This is a genomic window from Lonsdalea quercina subsp. quercina (assembly GCF_000688655.1).
Taxonomy (GTDB): Bacteria; Pseudomonadota; Gammaproteobacteria; order Enterobacterales; family Enterobacteriaceae; genus Lonsdalea; species Lonsdalea quercina.
On the sequence record NZ_JIBO01000011.1, the window covers coordinates 84,204 to 99,683 of the forward strand.

15 protein-coding genes are annotated in these 15,480 nt (G+C 56.0%); 12 read left to right on the forward strand and 3 right to left on the reverse strand.

Annotated features, from left to right (window positions below; all coding sequences use genetic code 11):
* Positions 1-26 precede the first annotated feature (26 nt).
* The 9 genes from folC to hisP all read left to right on the forward strand — a co-directional run bounded on the left by folC (position 27) and on the right by hisP (position 8,393).
* Positions 27-1,295 carry a bifunctional tetrahydrofolate synthase/dihydrofolate synthase gene (gene folC / locus RZ35_RS12220; RefSeq protein ID WP_026743570.1) on the forward strand — a complete coding sequence of 423 codons (1,269 nt, stop codon included), beginning with the start codon at positions 27-29 and terminating at the stop codon, positions 1,293-1,295.
* Positions 1,285-1,986 (forward strand): cell division protein DedD, encoded by a 702-nt coding sequence (dedD, locus tag RZ35_RS12225; protein WP_026743571.1) that lies wholly within the window; start codon positions 1,285-1,287, stop codon positions 1,984-1,986. Before folC ends, dedD begins: the two co-directional genes overlap by 11 nt.
* Before the next feature lie 241 nt (positions 1,987-2,227).
* Positions 2,228-2,719 carry a colicin V production protein gene (gene cvpA, locus RZ35_RS12230; protein WP_026743572.1) on the forward strand — a complete coding sequence of 164 codons (492 nt, stop codon included), beginning with the start codon at positions 2,228-2,230 and terminating at the stop codon, positions 2,717-2,719.
* A 30-nt stretch (positions 2,720-2,749) separates the two neighbouring features.
* Positions 2,750-4,267 carry an amidophosphoribosyltransferase gene (gene purF, locus RZ35_RS12235; protein WP_026743573.1) on the forward strand — a complete coding sequence of 506 codons (1,518 nt, stop codon included), beginning with the start codon at positions 2,750-2,752 and terminating at the stop codon, positions 4,265-4,267.
* Between the two features lie 138 nt (positions 4,268-4,405).
* The gene (locus tag RZ35_RS12240) at positions 4,406-4,975 is read left to right on the forward strand and encodes a UbiX family flavin prenyltransferase (RefSeq protein ID WP_026743574.1); all 570 of its coding nucleotides are present in this window, start codon (positions 4,406-4,408) and stop codon (positions 4,973-4,975) included.
* A 379-nt stretch (positions 4,976-5,354) separates the two neighbouring features.
* Entirely contained in the window at positions 5,355-6,134 is a 780-nt protein-coding gene (argT, locus tag RZ35_RS12245; RefSeq protein ID WP_026743575.1) for a lysine/arginine/ornithine ABC transporter substrate-binding protein ArgT, read from the forward strand.
* A gap of 69 nt (positions 6,135-6,203) precedes the next feature.
* On the forward strand, positions 6,204-6,893 hold the full coding sequence (locus tag RZ35_RS12250) for a histidine ABC transporter permease HisQ (RefSeq protein WP_026743576.1): 690 nt from the start codon (positions 6,204-6,206) through the stop codon (positions 6,891-6,893).
* Positions 6,886-7,602 (forward strand): ABC transporter permease, encoded by a 717-nt coding sequence (locus RZ35_RS12255; protein ID WP_026743577.1) that lies wholly within the window; start codon positions 6,886-6,888, stop codon positions 7,600-7,602. The genes RZ35_RS12250 and RZ35_RS12255 overlap by 8 nt, the downstream gene beginning before the upstream one ends.
* Before the next feature lie 17 nt (positions 7,603-7,619).
* Positions 7,620-8,393: a histidine ABC transporter ATP-binding protein HisP gene (gene hisP, locus RZ35_RS12260; protein ID WP_036153336.1), complete on the forward strand. Its 774-nt coding sequence runs from the start codon at positions 7,620-7,622 to the stop codon at positions 8,391-8,393.
* A gap of 21 nt (positions 8,394-8,414) precedes the next feature.
* Here the strand turns inward: hisP and RZ35_RS12265 are convergent, their stop codons facing one another.
* Positions 8,415-9,320, reverse strand: a complete 906-nt coding sequence (locus RZ35_RS12265; RefSeq protein ID WP_026743579.1) for a TIGR01777 family oxidoreductase — start codon at positions 9,318-9,320, stop codon at positions 8,415-8,417.
* Between the two features lie 254 nt (positions 9,321-9,574).
* On the opposite strand from RZ35_RS12265, the gene yfcE reads away from it, so the two are divergent.
* The gene (gene yfcE, locus RZ35_RS12270) at positions 9,575-10,126 is read left to right on the forward strand and encodes a phosphodiesterase (RefSeq protein ID WP_026743580.1); all 552 of its coding nucleotides are present in this window, start codon (positions 9,575-9,577) and stop codon (positions 10,124-10,126) included.
* Between the two features lie 195 nt (positions 10,127-10,321).
* Positions 10,322-10,933, forward strand: a complete 612-nt coding sequence (yfcD, locus tag RZ35_RS12275) for an NUDIX hydrolase YfcD (protein WP_074728131.1) — start codon at positions 10,322-10,324, stop codon at positions 10,931-10,933.
* A gap of 155 nt (positions 10,934-11,088) precedes the next feature.
* Here the strand turns inward: yfcD and pta are convergent, their stop codons facing one another.
* The gene (pta, locus tag RZ35_RS12280; protein ID WP_026743581.1) at positions 11,089-13,233 is read right to left on the reverse strand and encodes a phosphate acetyltransferase; all 2,145 of its coding nucleotides are present in this window, start codon (positions 13,231-13,233) and stop codon (positions 11,089-11,091) included.
* An 83-nt stretch (positions 13,234-13,316) separates the two neighbouring features.
* The gene (ackA, locus tag RZ35_RS12285) at positions 13,317-14,519 is read right to left on the reverse strand and encodes an acetate kinase (RefSeq protein ID WP_026743582.1); all 1,203 of its coding nucleotides are present in this window, start codon (positions 14,517-14,519) and stop codon (positions 13,317-13,319) included.
* A 414-nt stretch (positions 14,520-14,933) separates the two neighbouring features.
* Here ackA and yfbV point away from each other — a divergent pair, with 414 nt between their 5' ends.
* On the forward strand, positions 14,934-15,389 hold the full coding sequence (gene yfbV / locus RZ35_RS12290) for a terminus macrodomain insulation protein YfbV (protein ID WP_026743583.1): 456 nt from the start codon (positions 14,934-14,936) through the stop codon (positions 15,387-15,389).
* Positions 15,390-15,480: the final 91 nt, after the last annotated feature.

Here is a 15,480-nt window from a genome sequence, read left to right on the forward strand (position 1 = left end):
GAACCGTAAGTAAGCGAGCGGGTCTCATGGATAACCTTCAAACACCTAAAGCCACGTCGCCTTTGGCCACGTGGCTTTATTATCTGGAACACCTGCACACGCAGGCCATCGATCTTGGTCTGGACCGCATCACACAGGTGGCCGACTCTCTTCAATTGCGCCAGCCCGCCAACACCGTCTTCACCGTCGCAGGCACCAACGGGAAAGGCACCACTTGCCGTACGCTGGAGTCCATTCTGTTGGCCGCGGGGCTGCGGGTGGGCGTCTACAGCTCGCCTCATCTATTACGCTACACCGAGCGCGTTCGCATCCAGGGCAAGTCATTGCCGGAAGCGATGCACAGCGAAGCGTTTGCCGTGGTGGAAGCTGGGCGCAATAACGTCTCTTTGACCTATTTCGAATACGGCACGCTGGCGGCGTTACAGCTTTTCAAGCAGGCGCAGTTGGACGTCGTGATCCTTGAAGTCGGTTTGGGCGGTCGTCTGGACGCGACCAACATCGTGGACTCGGACGTTGCTGTCGTGACCAGCATCGCCATCGATCACACCGACTGGCTGGGTCACGATCGCGAAAGCATTGGTCGAGAAAAAGCGGGGATCTTTCGTCACGGCAAACCGGCCGTTGTCGGCGAGCCGGATATGCCCGCCTCGATTGCAGACGTCGCGAATGAAAAAGGCGCTCGGCTGCTGCGTCGCGATGTCGACTGGCGCTACGGGGTGGACGCGGACGGCTGGTTCTGGGAAAACGCAGAGGGACATCTGAGCCATCTGCCCATGACGAATGTGCCGCTGCCGAATGCCGCCACGGCGCTTGCCGCGCTGAATGCCTCGCCGCTCAAGGTGGATGAACGCGCTCTTCGCGACGGCCTGCGGGACGCGGCCTTGCCGGGGCGTTTCCAGATTGTCGGCGACAAGCCCTTGCTGATTCTGGATGTGGCGCACAACCCGCACGCGGCTGCTTACCTGTCCGAACGCTTGGCGGCGTTGCCTCCTCACGGCGTCGTCCGCGCCGTTGTCGGCATGCTGTCCGACAAAGATATCGTCAGTACGCTGGAACAGCTCAAGCCGCAGGTAGATGTCTGGTATTGCGCGCCGCTGGAAGGACCGCGCGGCGCCAGCGCGGATTTGCTTGTTCAACATCTCGATAGCAGCCGTTCGTATCCCGATGTGGTCTCCGCCTGGCGAGCGGCGATGCAGGACGCCGATGAACGCGACGTGGTTGTGGTGTGCGGCTCCTTTCATACGGTAGCGCATGTGATGTCCGCGCTTGAAGAAGGAGTTGTGGATGGCAAGTAAATTTCAAAACCGTCTGGTCGGCACCGTCATTTTGGTCGCGCTGGGCGTCATCGTGCTGCCGGGCCTGTTGGACGGCAAGAAAAAACACTATCAGGACGAGTTTGCCGCCATTCCTTTGGTGCCGAAGCCGGAAGACACGCTGGAAGCGGAGTCGCTGCCGCCGATCACTCAGTCGCTGACGCCGCAGTCTCCGGACAGTGCGACGGCGCCCGATGGGGAAGAGGGCGGTGAAGAGATGGAGAGCGCCGATCGGGCGGTCGATAGCGCTCCAGATACCGCGGCGCCTCAGAATGCCACGCCGCCGACTTCTGCCGCCCGGCCTTCCGCGCCACCGTCTAGCCCGGTGGTTCCGCCTCCGGTGAAAGCGGAGCCGAAACCCAAGCCGAAGCCAGAGGNCAAACCCGCTCCGCGGCCGGCGGAGAGTAAACCGGCAGCCGCGCCGCAGGCCCCGGCAGGGCAGGCTTTTATCGTGCAGCTGGGCGCATTGAAAAATGCGGACAAGGTGAATGAGATTGTCGCCAAGCTGAGACTTTCGGGGTTCCGTGCTTACACGGTGCCGTCTTCGCCCGTCTCCGGGCAAATTACCCGCATTTATGTGGGGCCAGATGCCTCTAAGCAGAAGCTACAGTCCTCGTTGAGCGAATTGCAGCAGATCAGCGGGCTAAGCGGACAGGTAAAAGCAGCGCACTAATACTAATTCGGGACGACGTCGTGAAAATCCCTGGATGGCGGTGGGCATTGCGGGTAAAACCGACGCCATCGCCTTTTTTCGGTATCTTCATGGCCCGTCAGCGGTTTTTCAGTTGGCCGATTGATTGACACATTTCGCGCGGGATTCCGGTACGCAAACGTTTTCTTTTTCTGTTAGAATGCGCCGCGAACAGGATGAGCCGCGTAGGTCGTTGGTTATTGTTCATTGAGTAGGATAGTTCATGGTTTGGGTGGATTACGTCATTATCGGCATTATTGGGTTCTCGGCTCTGGTCAGTTTGATTCGAGGATTTGTCCGTGAAGCGCTCTCACTGGTGACCTGGGGATGTGCGTTTTTCATTGCCAGTCACTACTATGGCTATCTGGCAGGGTACTTCACCCGCTTTGAAGATGAACTGGTTCGCAACGGCATCGCTATCGCCATTCTGTTTCTTGCGACGTTGATTGTGGGAGCCATCGTCAACTATGCGATAGGTTCTCTGGTTGAGCGAACCGGGCTGTCGGGTACCGATCGTGTGCTGGGCGTTTGCTTTGGCGCCCTGCGCGGGGTCTTGATTGTCTCTGCAATCTTGTTCTTTCTGGACACCTTCACCGGGTTTTCCCAGAGCGTTGACTGGAAACAGTCCCAGTTGATCCCGCAGTTCAGCTATATCATCAGGTGGTTCTTTGACTACCTGCAAAGCACGTCGAGTTTCTTGCCGCGGCACATCTAGTCGCGGTAGCGCTGATGAGGAAAAGACAACATGTGCGGTATTGTCGGTATCGCCGGCGTCACGCCGGTCAACCAGTCGATTTATGACGCGTTAACGGTGTTACAACACCGTGGGCAGGATGCCGCAGGCATCGTAACGATAGATGCTCATCACTGTTTTCGCCTGCGTAAGGCAAACGGTCTGGTCAAAGACGTTTTTGAAGCACGGCACATGCAGCGCCTGCAGGGGAATATGGGGCTCGGCCATGTGCGTTATCCCACGGCGGGCAGTTCCAGCGCCTCCGAAGCGCAGCCTTTTTACGTCAACTCTCCTTTCGGAATTACGCTGGCCCACAACGGCAATCTGACCAATGCGCACGAGCTGCGTCAGAAGTTGTTTGAGCAGGGCCGCCGCCACGTCAATACGACGTCTGATTCGGAAATTCTTCTCAACATTTTCGCCAAAGAGCTGGACCGCTTTCAGCACTATCCGCTGGAGCCTGACAACATCTTCGCCGCCGTTGCCGCGATGCATCAGCAAATCCGCGGCGCCTATGCCTGCGTCAGTATGATTATCGGACACGGCTTGGTGGCTTTCCGCGACCCTAACGGGATCCGTCCGCTGGTCATCGGTAAACGCACGCTGGAAGACGGGCGCAACGAATATATGGTGGCGTCCGAGAGCGTGGCGCTGGATACGCTGGGCTTTGAGTTTCTGCGCGATGTAGCGCCAGGCGAAGCGATTTACATCACGGATAAAGGCCAACTTTACACCCGCCAGTGCGCGGAAAATCCAAGACATCATCCGTGCCTGTTCGAGTATGTTTATTTCGCGCGACCCGACTCGTTTATCGACAAAATTTCGGTCTACAGCGCCCGTGTGCGCATGGGGCAGAAGTTGGGCGAAAAAATCGCGCGCTGCTGGGACGATCTGGATATCGACGTGGTCATTCCTATTCCCGAAACCTCGTGCGATATCGCGCTGGAAATCGCCCGCATCATCGATAAGCCTTATCGTCAGGGCTTTGTGAAAAACCGCTATGTCGGGCGCACGTTTATCATGCCGGGACAGGAGACGCGGGTGAAATCTGTGCGTCGTAAGCTGAATGCCAACCGCGCTGAATTCCGTGATAAAAACGTGCTGCTGGTGGATGACTCCATCGTGCGAGGCACTACCTCACAGCAGATTGTCGAGATGGCAAGGGATGCTGGCGCCAAACGCGTCTATCTCGCGTCCGCCGCGCCGGAAATTCGCTTCCCGAACGTTTACGGCATCGATATGCCGAGCGTCAATGAGCTGATCGCCCACGGAAGAGAAGTGGAGGAGATCTGCGAGCTTATCGGCGCCGACGCCCTGATTTTCCAGGATCTATCAGATCTGGTTGAGGCCGTTCGGGACGACAATCCGGATATCACCCAATTCGAATGCTCCGTCTTTAACGGCATTTATGTCACGCATGATGTGGATCAGGGCTATCTGGACTATCTTGAAGGTCTGCGTAACGACGATGCTCAGGTGTTGCGCAGTAAAAGTGAAGTCGAAGATCTGGAGATGCATAACGAAGGCTGACGGAACGCTTGACGTTTTCTCCAGTAAGGGAGTGCCTATCGGTACTCCCTTTATTTTTGCATCTTGCCAATCATGGACGGATGCGGCACAGTCTGCGCTGACGAGGTGAATGCAGGTCTATCCTGTTTAAGGAAGGGTATGAAGCGACTGATTATTGGTATTTCCGGCGCCAGTGGGGTGATTTACGGCGTACGCCTGTTACAGGTGCTGCAGCCGTTGGACGAAATAGAAACCCATCTGGTGATGAGCCAGGCCGCACGGCAGACGCTGGCTCTGGAAACCGATCTCAGCGTGCGCGACGTTCAGTCATTGGCGGATGAGGTGCACGATTGCCGCGACATCGCCGCCAGCATTTCTTCCGGTTCTTTTAAAACCGCCGGTATGGCGATTTTGCCGTGCTCGATCAAAACGCTGTCCGGCATAGCCCACAGCTACACCGATAGTCTGCTGACCCGCTCAGCGGACGTGATGCTGAAAGAGCGGCGTCCTATCGTGCTGTGCGTACGAGAAACGCCATTGCATTTGGGCCATCTGCGATTGATGACCACGGCAGCCGAAATGGGCGCGGTGATTATGCCGCCGGTGCCTGCGTTTTATCATCGCCCGCAAACTGTGCAAGAAATCATCGATCAGACTGTCAATCGTGTGCTCGATCAATTCGATATTTGCCTGCCTGAAGATCTGTTTACCCGCTGGGGGAGTGCTTAACTGGTTAATTTACAAACAGAAAACGGGCAATAAGCATATGACGCCTCAGCCGAAGTAGAGACCCGCCATGCCTTCTTATGTGGCATTGCTCTGTTTCGGTGCGATTATCTGCTTTGTTATGGTGCGAGTTATTTTTCCCTTCATTTTTTCCCTGTCCAATCTGACGGTACACCACTGGTAATCAATTGATTATAGAAGTAGAAAACCGCGGGTGAAGCCCGTCGCGGCGCTCCCGGACCCTCTCGCTAAACTGGCATGAAAACTGCAGAGGTGAAGCCTGTACTACGCACATGACGGGCACGCTAGCGTTGGTGATTAAAAAGCATTCAAATCCAATTGTTCGTGCCGATGTTCTATCACTGGTGATAAGGGTAACTTGATGAAAAGCGGCTTAAAGTTTTTACCTTTGGCGTTAATCTTAGCGGCAGGCTCCGCCTTCGCNGCCATCCCGAAGGAGATCAAAATCGGCACCGATCCCACTTATGCGCCGTTTGAATCCAAAAACGCCCGCGGCGAACTGATCGGATTCGATATCGATCTGGCTAAAGAGATGTGCAAGCGCATGGAAGCCAAGTGTACGTTCGTTGAAAGCGACTTTGATTCACTGATCCCGTCGCTAAAGGCGAAGAAAATTGACGCCATCATCTCTTCACTCTCTATTACGCAAAAGCGTCTGCAGGAAATCGCGTTCACCGAAAAACTCTATGCTGCTAATGCGCGCCTGATCGCCGCCAAAGGGTCTCCGATTCAGCCTACGTTGGACGCTCTGCGCGGTAAACGCGTCGGCGTTTTGCAGGCTTCCACCCAGGAATCCTACGCTAACGTTCACTGGCAGCCGAAGGGCGTGGATGTCGTGGCTTACCAAAATCAGGATCTGATCTACGCCGATCTGGTGGCGGGACGTATCGATGCCGCGTTCCAGGATGAAGTCGCCGCCAGCGAAGGNTTCCTGAAACAGGACGCGGGTAAAGACTATGCGTTTGCCGGACCGGCGGTGAAAGACGATGCGCTGTTCGGTGTTGGCACCGGCATGGGGTTGCGCAAAGATGAAACTGAACTGAAAGCCGCGTTGGACAAGGCTTTCGAATCTATGCGCAAAGACGGAACCTACGACACGCTGGCGAAGAAATATTTCGATTTCAATGTTTATGGCGACTAATCGCCGCTGATACGACGTCTGCCTGTGATGCAGGCAGATGGTCTGCTTTCTCTAGAACGGATATCACTGATGCTGCATGGCTACTCTGAACTCATCATTGAGGGTTCGCGCCTGACGTTGCAACTGGCCGTCTGCTCGTTGCTGCTGTCGCTGGCAATCGGTCTGGTCGGCGCCAGCGCCAAACTTTCCTCCCGCCGGCTGCTCTCGGGCGTGTTCACCGGCTATACCACCTTGATTCGCGGTATCCCCGATCTGGTTTTGATGCTGCTGATTTTCTACGGATTGCAGATTGTGTTGAACGACCTGACGGAAATTATAGGCATGTCGCAAATCGATATCGATCCGATGGCGGCCGGTATCATAACGCTGGGCTTTATCTACGGCGCCTATTTTACCGAGACGTTTCGCGGCGCTTATCTCGCCGTTTCGCGCGGAGAGATTGAGGCGGCCGTGGCCTTCGGCTTCACGCCGCTGCAGGTCTTTCGACGCATTATGTTCCCGTCGATGATGCGCTTTGCGCTGCCGGGGATCGGCAACAACTGGCAGGTGATTCTCAAAGCCACGGCGCTGGTCTCCCTGCTGGGGCTCAACGATGTCATCAAAGCGACGCAACTGGCAGGAAAGGGGACGCATCAGCCGTTCTACTTTGCGATGGTGGCGGGGGTGATGTACCTGATTTTTACCACTGTCTCCAATGGCGTGCTGTGGTGGTTAGAAAGACGCTATTCGCAGGGAGTGAAAAAAGTTAATTATGAGTGAGATCCTGCAACAATACTGGCAGTCCTTGCTGTGGAGCGACGGTTATCGAATGACCGGGCTGGCGATGACGCTGTGGCTGCTGATTATCTCGGTCGTTATCGGCGGCGCCATGGCTATTCCGCTGGCGATCGCACGCGTATCGCCACGGCGACGTTTTTGGCTGCCGGTCTGGACCTTTACCTACATCTTCCGCGGCACGCCGCTGTATGTGCAGCTGCTGGTGTTCTACACCGGGGTTTACAGCCTGGAAATCGTTCGCGGAACGGACATGCTGAACGCGTTTTTCCGTAGTGGCATGAACTGCGCCGTTCTGGCGCTGGCGCTGAACACCTGCGCTTATACCACCGAGATTTTCGCGGGCGCCATTCGCTCTATTCCCAGCGGCGAAGTCGAGGCGGCGCGGGCCTACGGTTTTTCCCGCTTCAAGCAATATCGCTGCATTATTTTGCCCGGCGCACTGCGCATCGCGCTGCCAGCTTACAGCAATGAAGTAATTTTAATGCTGCACTCAACGGCGCTGGCTTTCACCGTGACGGTGCCGGACATTCTGAAAATCGCCCGCGACATCAATGCCGCCACCTATCAGCCGTTTTACGCCTTCGGCATCGCGGCCGTCATGTATCTCGCGATTTCGTTCGTGCTGATTGGCTTGTTCCGCAGAGCGGAACGTCGCTGGTTACGTCATCTTCATACCCGCGCCACACACTAATCATGCAGGAAAAGAACATGCAGGACACCAAACTGGTGGTCACAGAACTCCATAAGCGCTATGGGGAGCACGAAGTACTGAAAGGAATCTCATTACAGGCCAGGGCGGGTGACGTTATTTCAATTATCGGCTCATCGGGGTCGGGCAAAAGCACGCTGCTGCGCTGCATCAATTTCCTCGAACGGCCCTATGAAGGGTCCATTCATGTCAATGGACAGGAAATCCGGATGGTGCGCGATAAAGACGGTCAACTGAAAATATTCGATAAAAAACAACTCCAGCTACTGCGGACGCGCTTAACCATGGTGTTCCAGCATTTCAACCTGTGGAGCTTTATGACGGCCCGGGAAAATGTCATGGAAGCGCCCATACAGGTGCTGGGGCTAAGCAAGGCCGAAGCCCGGCAACGGGCGGAGTTTTATTTGAATAAAGNGGGAATTAGCGGCGCGTCGCAGGATCGCTATCCGGCCGACCTTTCCGGCGGACAGCAGCAGCGCGTGTCTATCGCCCGCGCGTTGGCGATGGAGCCGGACGTGCTGCTGTTTGATGAGCCGACATCGGCGCTGGATCCCGAACTGGTGGGCGAAGTGTTGCGCATCATGCAGCAACTAGCGGAAGAGGGGAAAACGATGGTGGTGGTGACGCATGAAATGGAGTTTGCACGCCACGTCTCAAACCACGTTATATTCCTGCATCAGGGCGTTGTGGAAGAAGAGGGGACGCCGGAGAAACTGTTCGGCAACCCGCAAAGTCCGCGCCTGAGGCAGTTTTTGTCAGGCGCGTTGAAGTAGCCGCGTTCGTCGGCTGTGCTTTCAGCCGGTATGGTTGATCAGATTATCGAGCGCTTCATCCAGCTCGAAGAAGCGGAAACCGAAGCCGGCGCTTTCCAGACGCTGGGGAACGGCGCGTTGCCCGTCGAGGATTAGCGTCGCCGCTTCTCCCATCATCAGCTTCAGCGCGAAAGCCGGCGCGCGCAGTATGCCCGGCCGATGCAGCACATGAGCCAGGATCGCGCTGAACTTCTCGTTTCGCGCCGGGTAGGGCGAGCAGAAGTTGAAAGGGCCGCGTAACTCGGGAGACTCCAGCAAATAAAGAATACCGTTCACCATATCGTCGATATGAATCCAGGCCATGTACTGTTTGCCGGATCCCATCGGCCCACCCAATCCCAATCGGAAAATCGGCAGCATTTTCGCCAGCGCTCCGCCCTCGGTGGACAGGACGATGCCCGTGCGCACCAGGCAGACGCGTGTTTTGTCGCTTTCAGCCGCCTGAGCCAATGCTTCCCAACGGGCGCACAGTCGGTGAGTAAACTCATCGTGCGGGGTTTCATCCTCGGTCACCAGAGCCTGTCCCTGATTGCCGTAAAAACCCACGGCTGAGCCGGAAATCAGGACTGAAGGGGGCGTCGCGCTGTTCTTAATCAGCATCGCCAACTGCTCGGTCAGTTTCCAGCGGCTTTGGCAGAGCAGCTCTTTCTGTTCGGGCGTCCAACGCTTGTCGGCAATCGGCGCGCCAGCCAGATTGATGACGGCATCGAATTCATCCAAAGACGTTTTGCCTTCCAGACTGGGCCAGTAATTGACCTGATCGCCTAAGGCGCCGCGCGCTTTTTCCGGACTGCGGGTCAGCACGGTAATGGTATGTGAGAGCGCCAGTAGCCGCTGAATCAGGTACCGGCCGATGAGTCCGGTTCCGCCTGTGATTAAAAGTCGCATCCTAAAGCCTCGCTGCATGTCGAAATGAGATCATCGCCGTAACCCACAAAAGATAAACTAACAATAAGTATAAGGGACCATGCTCTTTTTGCTGCCGTGGTCGCCAATTTAGCGAAGCTCATCGCACGCTTTTCATGCTGTCGGGGTGAAGAGCGAGTGAATCGACAAACTTTGCCGTTATTAGCCGCTAAGCATCGTGGGGGNTTTTGGTAAACTCATCGGTAGAACAGTTTACGATCCTTTGGGAGTTCACTATGAAACTGATGTTTGCCTCCGATCTGCATGGCTCGCTGGCCGCCACGGAAAAAGTGCTGGAAACTTTCGAACAATCTGAAGCCCGCTGGTTGATACTACTGGGCGATTTTCTGAATCACGGCCCACGCAACCCGTTGCCGGAAAATTATCAACCGGCGCAGGTGGCCGCACGTCTCAATGAGTACGCGGCCCGTATCATCGCCGTGCGCGGTAACTGCGACAGCGAAGTCGATCAGATGCTGCTGCATTTCCCTATCACCGCGCCCTGGCAGCAAGTGCTATTGCCGACGAACCGACTCTTCCTGACTCACGGACATCTGTATAATCCAGACCAGCAGCCGCCATTAAATCACGGCGATGTGCTGACCTACGGCCATACGCATATTCCTCTGGCGGAACGTCGCGACGAGATCTACTGCTTTAATCCCGGTTCCGTCAGCCTGCCAAAAGGCGGTTACCCAGCCAGCTACGGCCTGTTGGACGGAGGGGTGTTGCAGGTTGTGCCATTGGATGGGGGGGACCCTATTGCGCAGGTGACGATTACACACTAACTTAGCTTTACGCTTCTTGAAGGTCGTGGTGGCGTCAGTACCTCGTCAATGTGTGCTGTAGAGACCAGACCGTGATTTCATGCCTGGCTGTAAGAAAAATAATGCGCGTATCGAAAGATCTCGTGAAAAGCAGCCGGGGCCGACTATTTAATAACAAGTGCGCGTGATATCGCGTCAAGGCAAGGGTTTCAGAGGATGGCGGAACAAATTCAGACCACGGGTACAGAGTGGGTGGATATCGTTAGCGAAGATAACGAAGTCATCGGGCAGGCTAGCCGCCAACAGATGCGCGCTCAACGTCTGCGCCATCGCGCGACCTACATCGTCGTTCACAACGGAATGGGACAGGTCCTGGTGCAGCGTCGTACGGACACCAAGGATTTTTATCCGGGATGGCTGGATGCCACGGCGGGCGGCGTGGTGCAAAGCGGTGAAAATATGCTGGAATCTGCCCGCCGCGAAGCCGAGGAAGAGCTGGGCATTGCCGGAGTACCGCTGGCTGAGCATGGGTTGTTTTACTACGAAAGCGAAGACTGCCGCGTATGGGGCGCGTTGTTCAGTTGCGTCAGTCATGGCCCATTCGCGCTACAGGAAGAAGAGGTCGCAGAAGTGAGCTGGTCGACGCCGGAAGAGATCACGGCGCGTTGCGACGAGTTCACGCCAGACTCACTGAAGGCGCTGTCGCTCTGGCTCAGTCGTAATACGGCCGGTGAACGTATGGCGTCCGCCCCGCGTACGACGAAATCACCGGTGGAGAAGACCATGAAGACGGACGACGGCGAGTCGGACGCGACGGTCGAGGCATAACGCGCGCCGCGAATACTGTATACGGGCGAATAATCAGCGGTAGTTTGCGCTTTGCAGGCCGTCCCAACTAACGATCTTCCTGTGCCCAAGCCGAGCCATAAAAAAACGCCAGTTCATTGCAGAACTGGCGTTTTTTTTGCGTGGTTGATGCGAACTTACTGAGCGATCTGCGTGGCCTGAATGGCGGTCAGCGCGACGGTATAGACGATATCGTCAACCAGTGCGCCGCGAGACAGATCGTTCACCGGCTTACGCATACCCTGCAACATCGGCCCGATGGAGATCAGGTCCGCGGAACGCTGCACGGCTTTGTAGGTGGTGTTACCGGTGTTCAGATCCGGGAAGATGAACACGGTAGCCTGACCTGCGACCGGTGAGTTCGGCGCTTTGGATTTCGCCACGTCGGCCATGATGGCGGCGTCATACTGCAACGGACCGTCGATGATCAGGTCAGGACGTTTTTCCTGAGCGATACGAGTCGCGTCGCGGACTTTCTCAACGTCGCTGCCTGCGCCGGAATTACCGGTGGAGTAGGAGATCATCGCCACACGCGGGTCAATGCCGAAGGCGGCGGCGGAGTCGGCGGACTGAATCGCGATTTCAGCCAGCTGTTCAGCGGTCGGATCCGGGTTGATAGCGCAGTCGCCATAGACCAGAACCTGTTCCGGCAGCAGCATGAAGAAGACGGAAGACACCAAAGAGCTGCCCGGCGCTGTTTTGATCAGCTGCAGCGGCGGACGGATGGTGTTGGCCGTGGTGTGAACCGCACCGGAAACCAGACCGTCGACTTCGTTTTGCTCCAGCATCAGCGTACCCAGCACGACGTTGTCTTCCAGCTGTTCGCGGGCGACGACTTCGGTCATGCCTTTGTTTTTACGCAGCTCGACCAGACGCGGAACATAACGTTCGCGGACGGCGGCCGGATCGACGATTTCGATGCCCTGGCCCAGTTCAACGCCCTGAACGGCGGCGACACGCTGAATCTCTTCCGGATTGCCCAGCAGGACGCAGTGAGCGATACCACGTTCGGCACAAATGGCTGCCGCTTTGATGGTGCGCGGCTCGTCGCCTTCCGGCAGAACGATGCGTTTGCCGGCTTTACGCGCCAGTTCAGTCAACTGGTAACGGAAGGCTGGCGGAGACAGACGGCGCGAACCTTCAGAGGCCGCAGACAGAGACTCAATCCACTCCGTGTTGATGAAGCGAGCGATATACTCCTGCACTTTTTCCACACGCTGGNGGTCGTCGGCAGGCACTTCCAGACTGAAGCTTTGCAGCGTCAGCGAGGTCTGCCAGGTGTTGGTTTCTACCATGAAGACAGGCAGGCCGGTCTGGAATGCGCGTTCGCACAGGGCGCTGATGCTCGGGTCCATTTCGTAGCCGCCAGTCAGCAGCAGGGCGCCGATTTCCACGCCGTTCATTGCCGCCAAGCTGGCTGCAACCAAGACGTCGGGACGATCTGCCGAGGTCACCAGCAGGGAGCCAGGACGGAAGTGCTCCAGCATGTTGGGAATGCTGCGTGCGCAGAAGGTCACGGATTTAATGCGGCGTGTTTCGATATCGCCGGCATTGATGACGCGGGCGTTCAAATGTTTGGCCATATCCACCGCGCGGGTGGCGATCAGCTCAAAGCTCCACGGAATGCAGCCCAGCACCGGCAGCGGGCTGTTGGCGAACAACTGCTTAGGATCGATGTTGGCGACGTTTGCCTTGGTGGAATCATCGAAAATTTCCGACAGATCCGGGCGAGTACGGCCTTGCTCGTCAACCGGGGCGTTCAGCTTATTGATGATCACGCCGGTGATGTTCTGGTTTTTGCTGCCGCCGAAGCTGGAGCGAGCCAATTCGATTCGCTCTTTCAATTGATCGGCGGAATCGTTNCCCAACGCGGTTACGAAGACGATTTCCGCATTCAGCGTTTTGGCGATTTCGTAGTTCAGCGCGTTGGCGAACTGATGTTTGCGGGTCGGAACCAGACCTTCCACCAGTACCACGTCCGCATCTTGGGTATTTTCATGGTAGCGGGCGATGATCTCTTCCAGCAGAACGTCCTGCTGGTTAGAGCTCAGCAGAGATTCCACGTGGCTCATTTGCAGCGGTTCTGCGGCGTTGATCGCAGAGTTGGCGCGGATGATAGCGGTGGTCTGATCCAGCGCTTGATCTTCGGAACGCGGCTGGGCAATAGGTTTGAACAAGCTCAGGCGGACGCCTTTCTGCTCCATGGAACGAATGACACCCAGGCTGACGCTGGTCAGACCCACACTGGTGCCAGTTGGAATCAACATGATTGTACGGGACACGGCTTAACCTCTTTGCGGTTGCTCGTTGCTCAAAAACAACTCCGTCAGCCTGAGCTGACGGAGTTAGGATACTGATTTTTCGGTTACGCGGTCAGGCGGAGTGCGTCCTGCGCGATAACCAGCTCTTCGTTGGTCGGAATGACCAGCGCCGGGCGGCTGCCATCTTTGCTGATGTTGCCGCTCTTGCCGAAGCGCGCTGCCAGGTTGCGCTCGTGGTCGATTTCGAAGCCCAGCAGGCCCAGCTGTTTCAGGGTCAGTTCGCGAACCATGGCCGCATTTTCACCGATGCCGCCGGTGAAGATTACCGCGTCCAGGCGGCCTTCCATCAGGGCGCTGTAGGCACCGATGTATTTCGCCAGGCGGTGGCAAAATACATTCATGGCGCGTTTCGCATCGGCTTTCGTTTCGTAGTTATCTTCAACGTAACGGCAGTCGCTGGTGACTTCGGTCAGACCCTGCAGACCAGACTCTTTGGTCAGCATTTTGTTGATGTCGTCGATGCTCATGCCCAGCGCGTCGTGCAGGTGGAACACGATAGCCGGATCGATGTCGCCGCTACGGGTGCCCATCACCAGACCTTCCAGCGGCGTCAGACCCATGGAGGTATCAACGCATTTACCGTTGCGAATAGCGGAAACAGAACCGCCGTTGCCCAGATGGCAGGTGATGACGTTCAGTTCATCCAGCGGTTTGTTCAACGCTTTAGCGGCTTCCTGAGACACATAGAAGTGGCTGGNGCCGTGCGCGCCGTAACGACGGATATGATGTTCGGTGTACAGTTTGTACGGCAGAGCATACAGGTAGGCTTCTTCCGGCATGGTCTGATGGAACGCAGTGTCGAAAACGGCCACGTTCTTGTTAGCCAGGTTCGGGAAAGATTTCAGGGCTTCGGCGATACCGATCAGATGAGCCGGGTTGTGCAGCGGCGCAAACGGAACAGCATCTTTAATGCCTTGCAGAACGTTGCTGTCGATCACCGCGGACTGGGTGAATTTCTCGCCGCCGTGGACGATACGGTGGCCGATAGCAACCAGCTGAGCGGAAAGCTCTGGTTTCTGGCTGAGGATGGTGTTGACGATGAAGTTCAGCGCTTCGCTGTGAGCTGCGCCAGCACCCAGATCGGCTTCCTGTTTNCCTCCATCCAATTTCCATTTGATGCGTGCTTCGGGAAGGTGGAAACATTCGGCCAGGCCAGACAGGTATTCGTCCCCGTTGACGGCATCAATGATGGCAAACTTGAGGGATGAGCTACCACAGTTTAGAACCAGGACTAACTTACTCGACATGGAGGTACCTACTTGTTATACATGGTTAAAGAAATATCATGCGGCGCGCAGCATAGCGCGTAACGCGGATGACATTTATGATTAACATCATGGCTTGGTAGAATTTACCAGACATGACAATATAAAGTGTCGACGTCGCGCGGCGCTTTTAATACCTAATGCGGAGTGACGGTGACATCGACGCTGTGAAACTTTGCAGTTGCCGGGCAAGATAAAGCTGACTTGGGGTGGGATTTGGCCTCACCAGTCAGAGGCGGAGGTCCGCCACCACGCCTTAATATGCAGTGCGGCAAAAGGCCGGAATTAGGATACCGATAGCGTTCGTTAAACACAAAATATATTTTAAGCTTATTAATTTTAGTTGGTGATTTGTACGGATTTTTTTATTTTTTATACATGAAGTTGAGGTGTGTTATGACGACAAATCCTACCGGTAAAGCGGGTTGGTTCAAGTTACTGAAACTGGGCCAGCATTATATGAAGACCTGGCCTGCAGACAAGCGTTTGGCCCCGGTGTTTCCAGAGAACCGCGTCGTACGCACCACACTTTTCGCTATTCGTTTTATGCCGCCGCTCGCCGTGTTTACGCTCTCCTGGCAGGTCGCTCTGGGCGGTCAGCTGGGTCCGGTGGTGGCGACCGCGCTGTTCGCGTTGAGTCTCCCCATGCAGGGATTGTGGTGGCTGGGCCGTCGCGCCATCACGCCATTGCCGCCTTCCTTATTACAGTGGTTTCATGACATTCGTCAACGACTGCTGGAAGCCGGACTCGCTCTGGCGCCGCTCGAAGAAAAGCCGACGTATCAGATGCTGGCAGATGTACTTAAACGCGCCTTCAAACAGCTAGACAAGACCTTTCTCGACGATCTTTGATGTGGGTCTCGTTTTGCCCACACGCTATTTCCCTTCGATACCGCGCTAAATCAAAAACGGCTTTGCAAGGAGTATGCGATTCTTGTTCTCC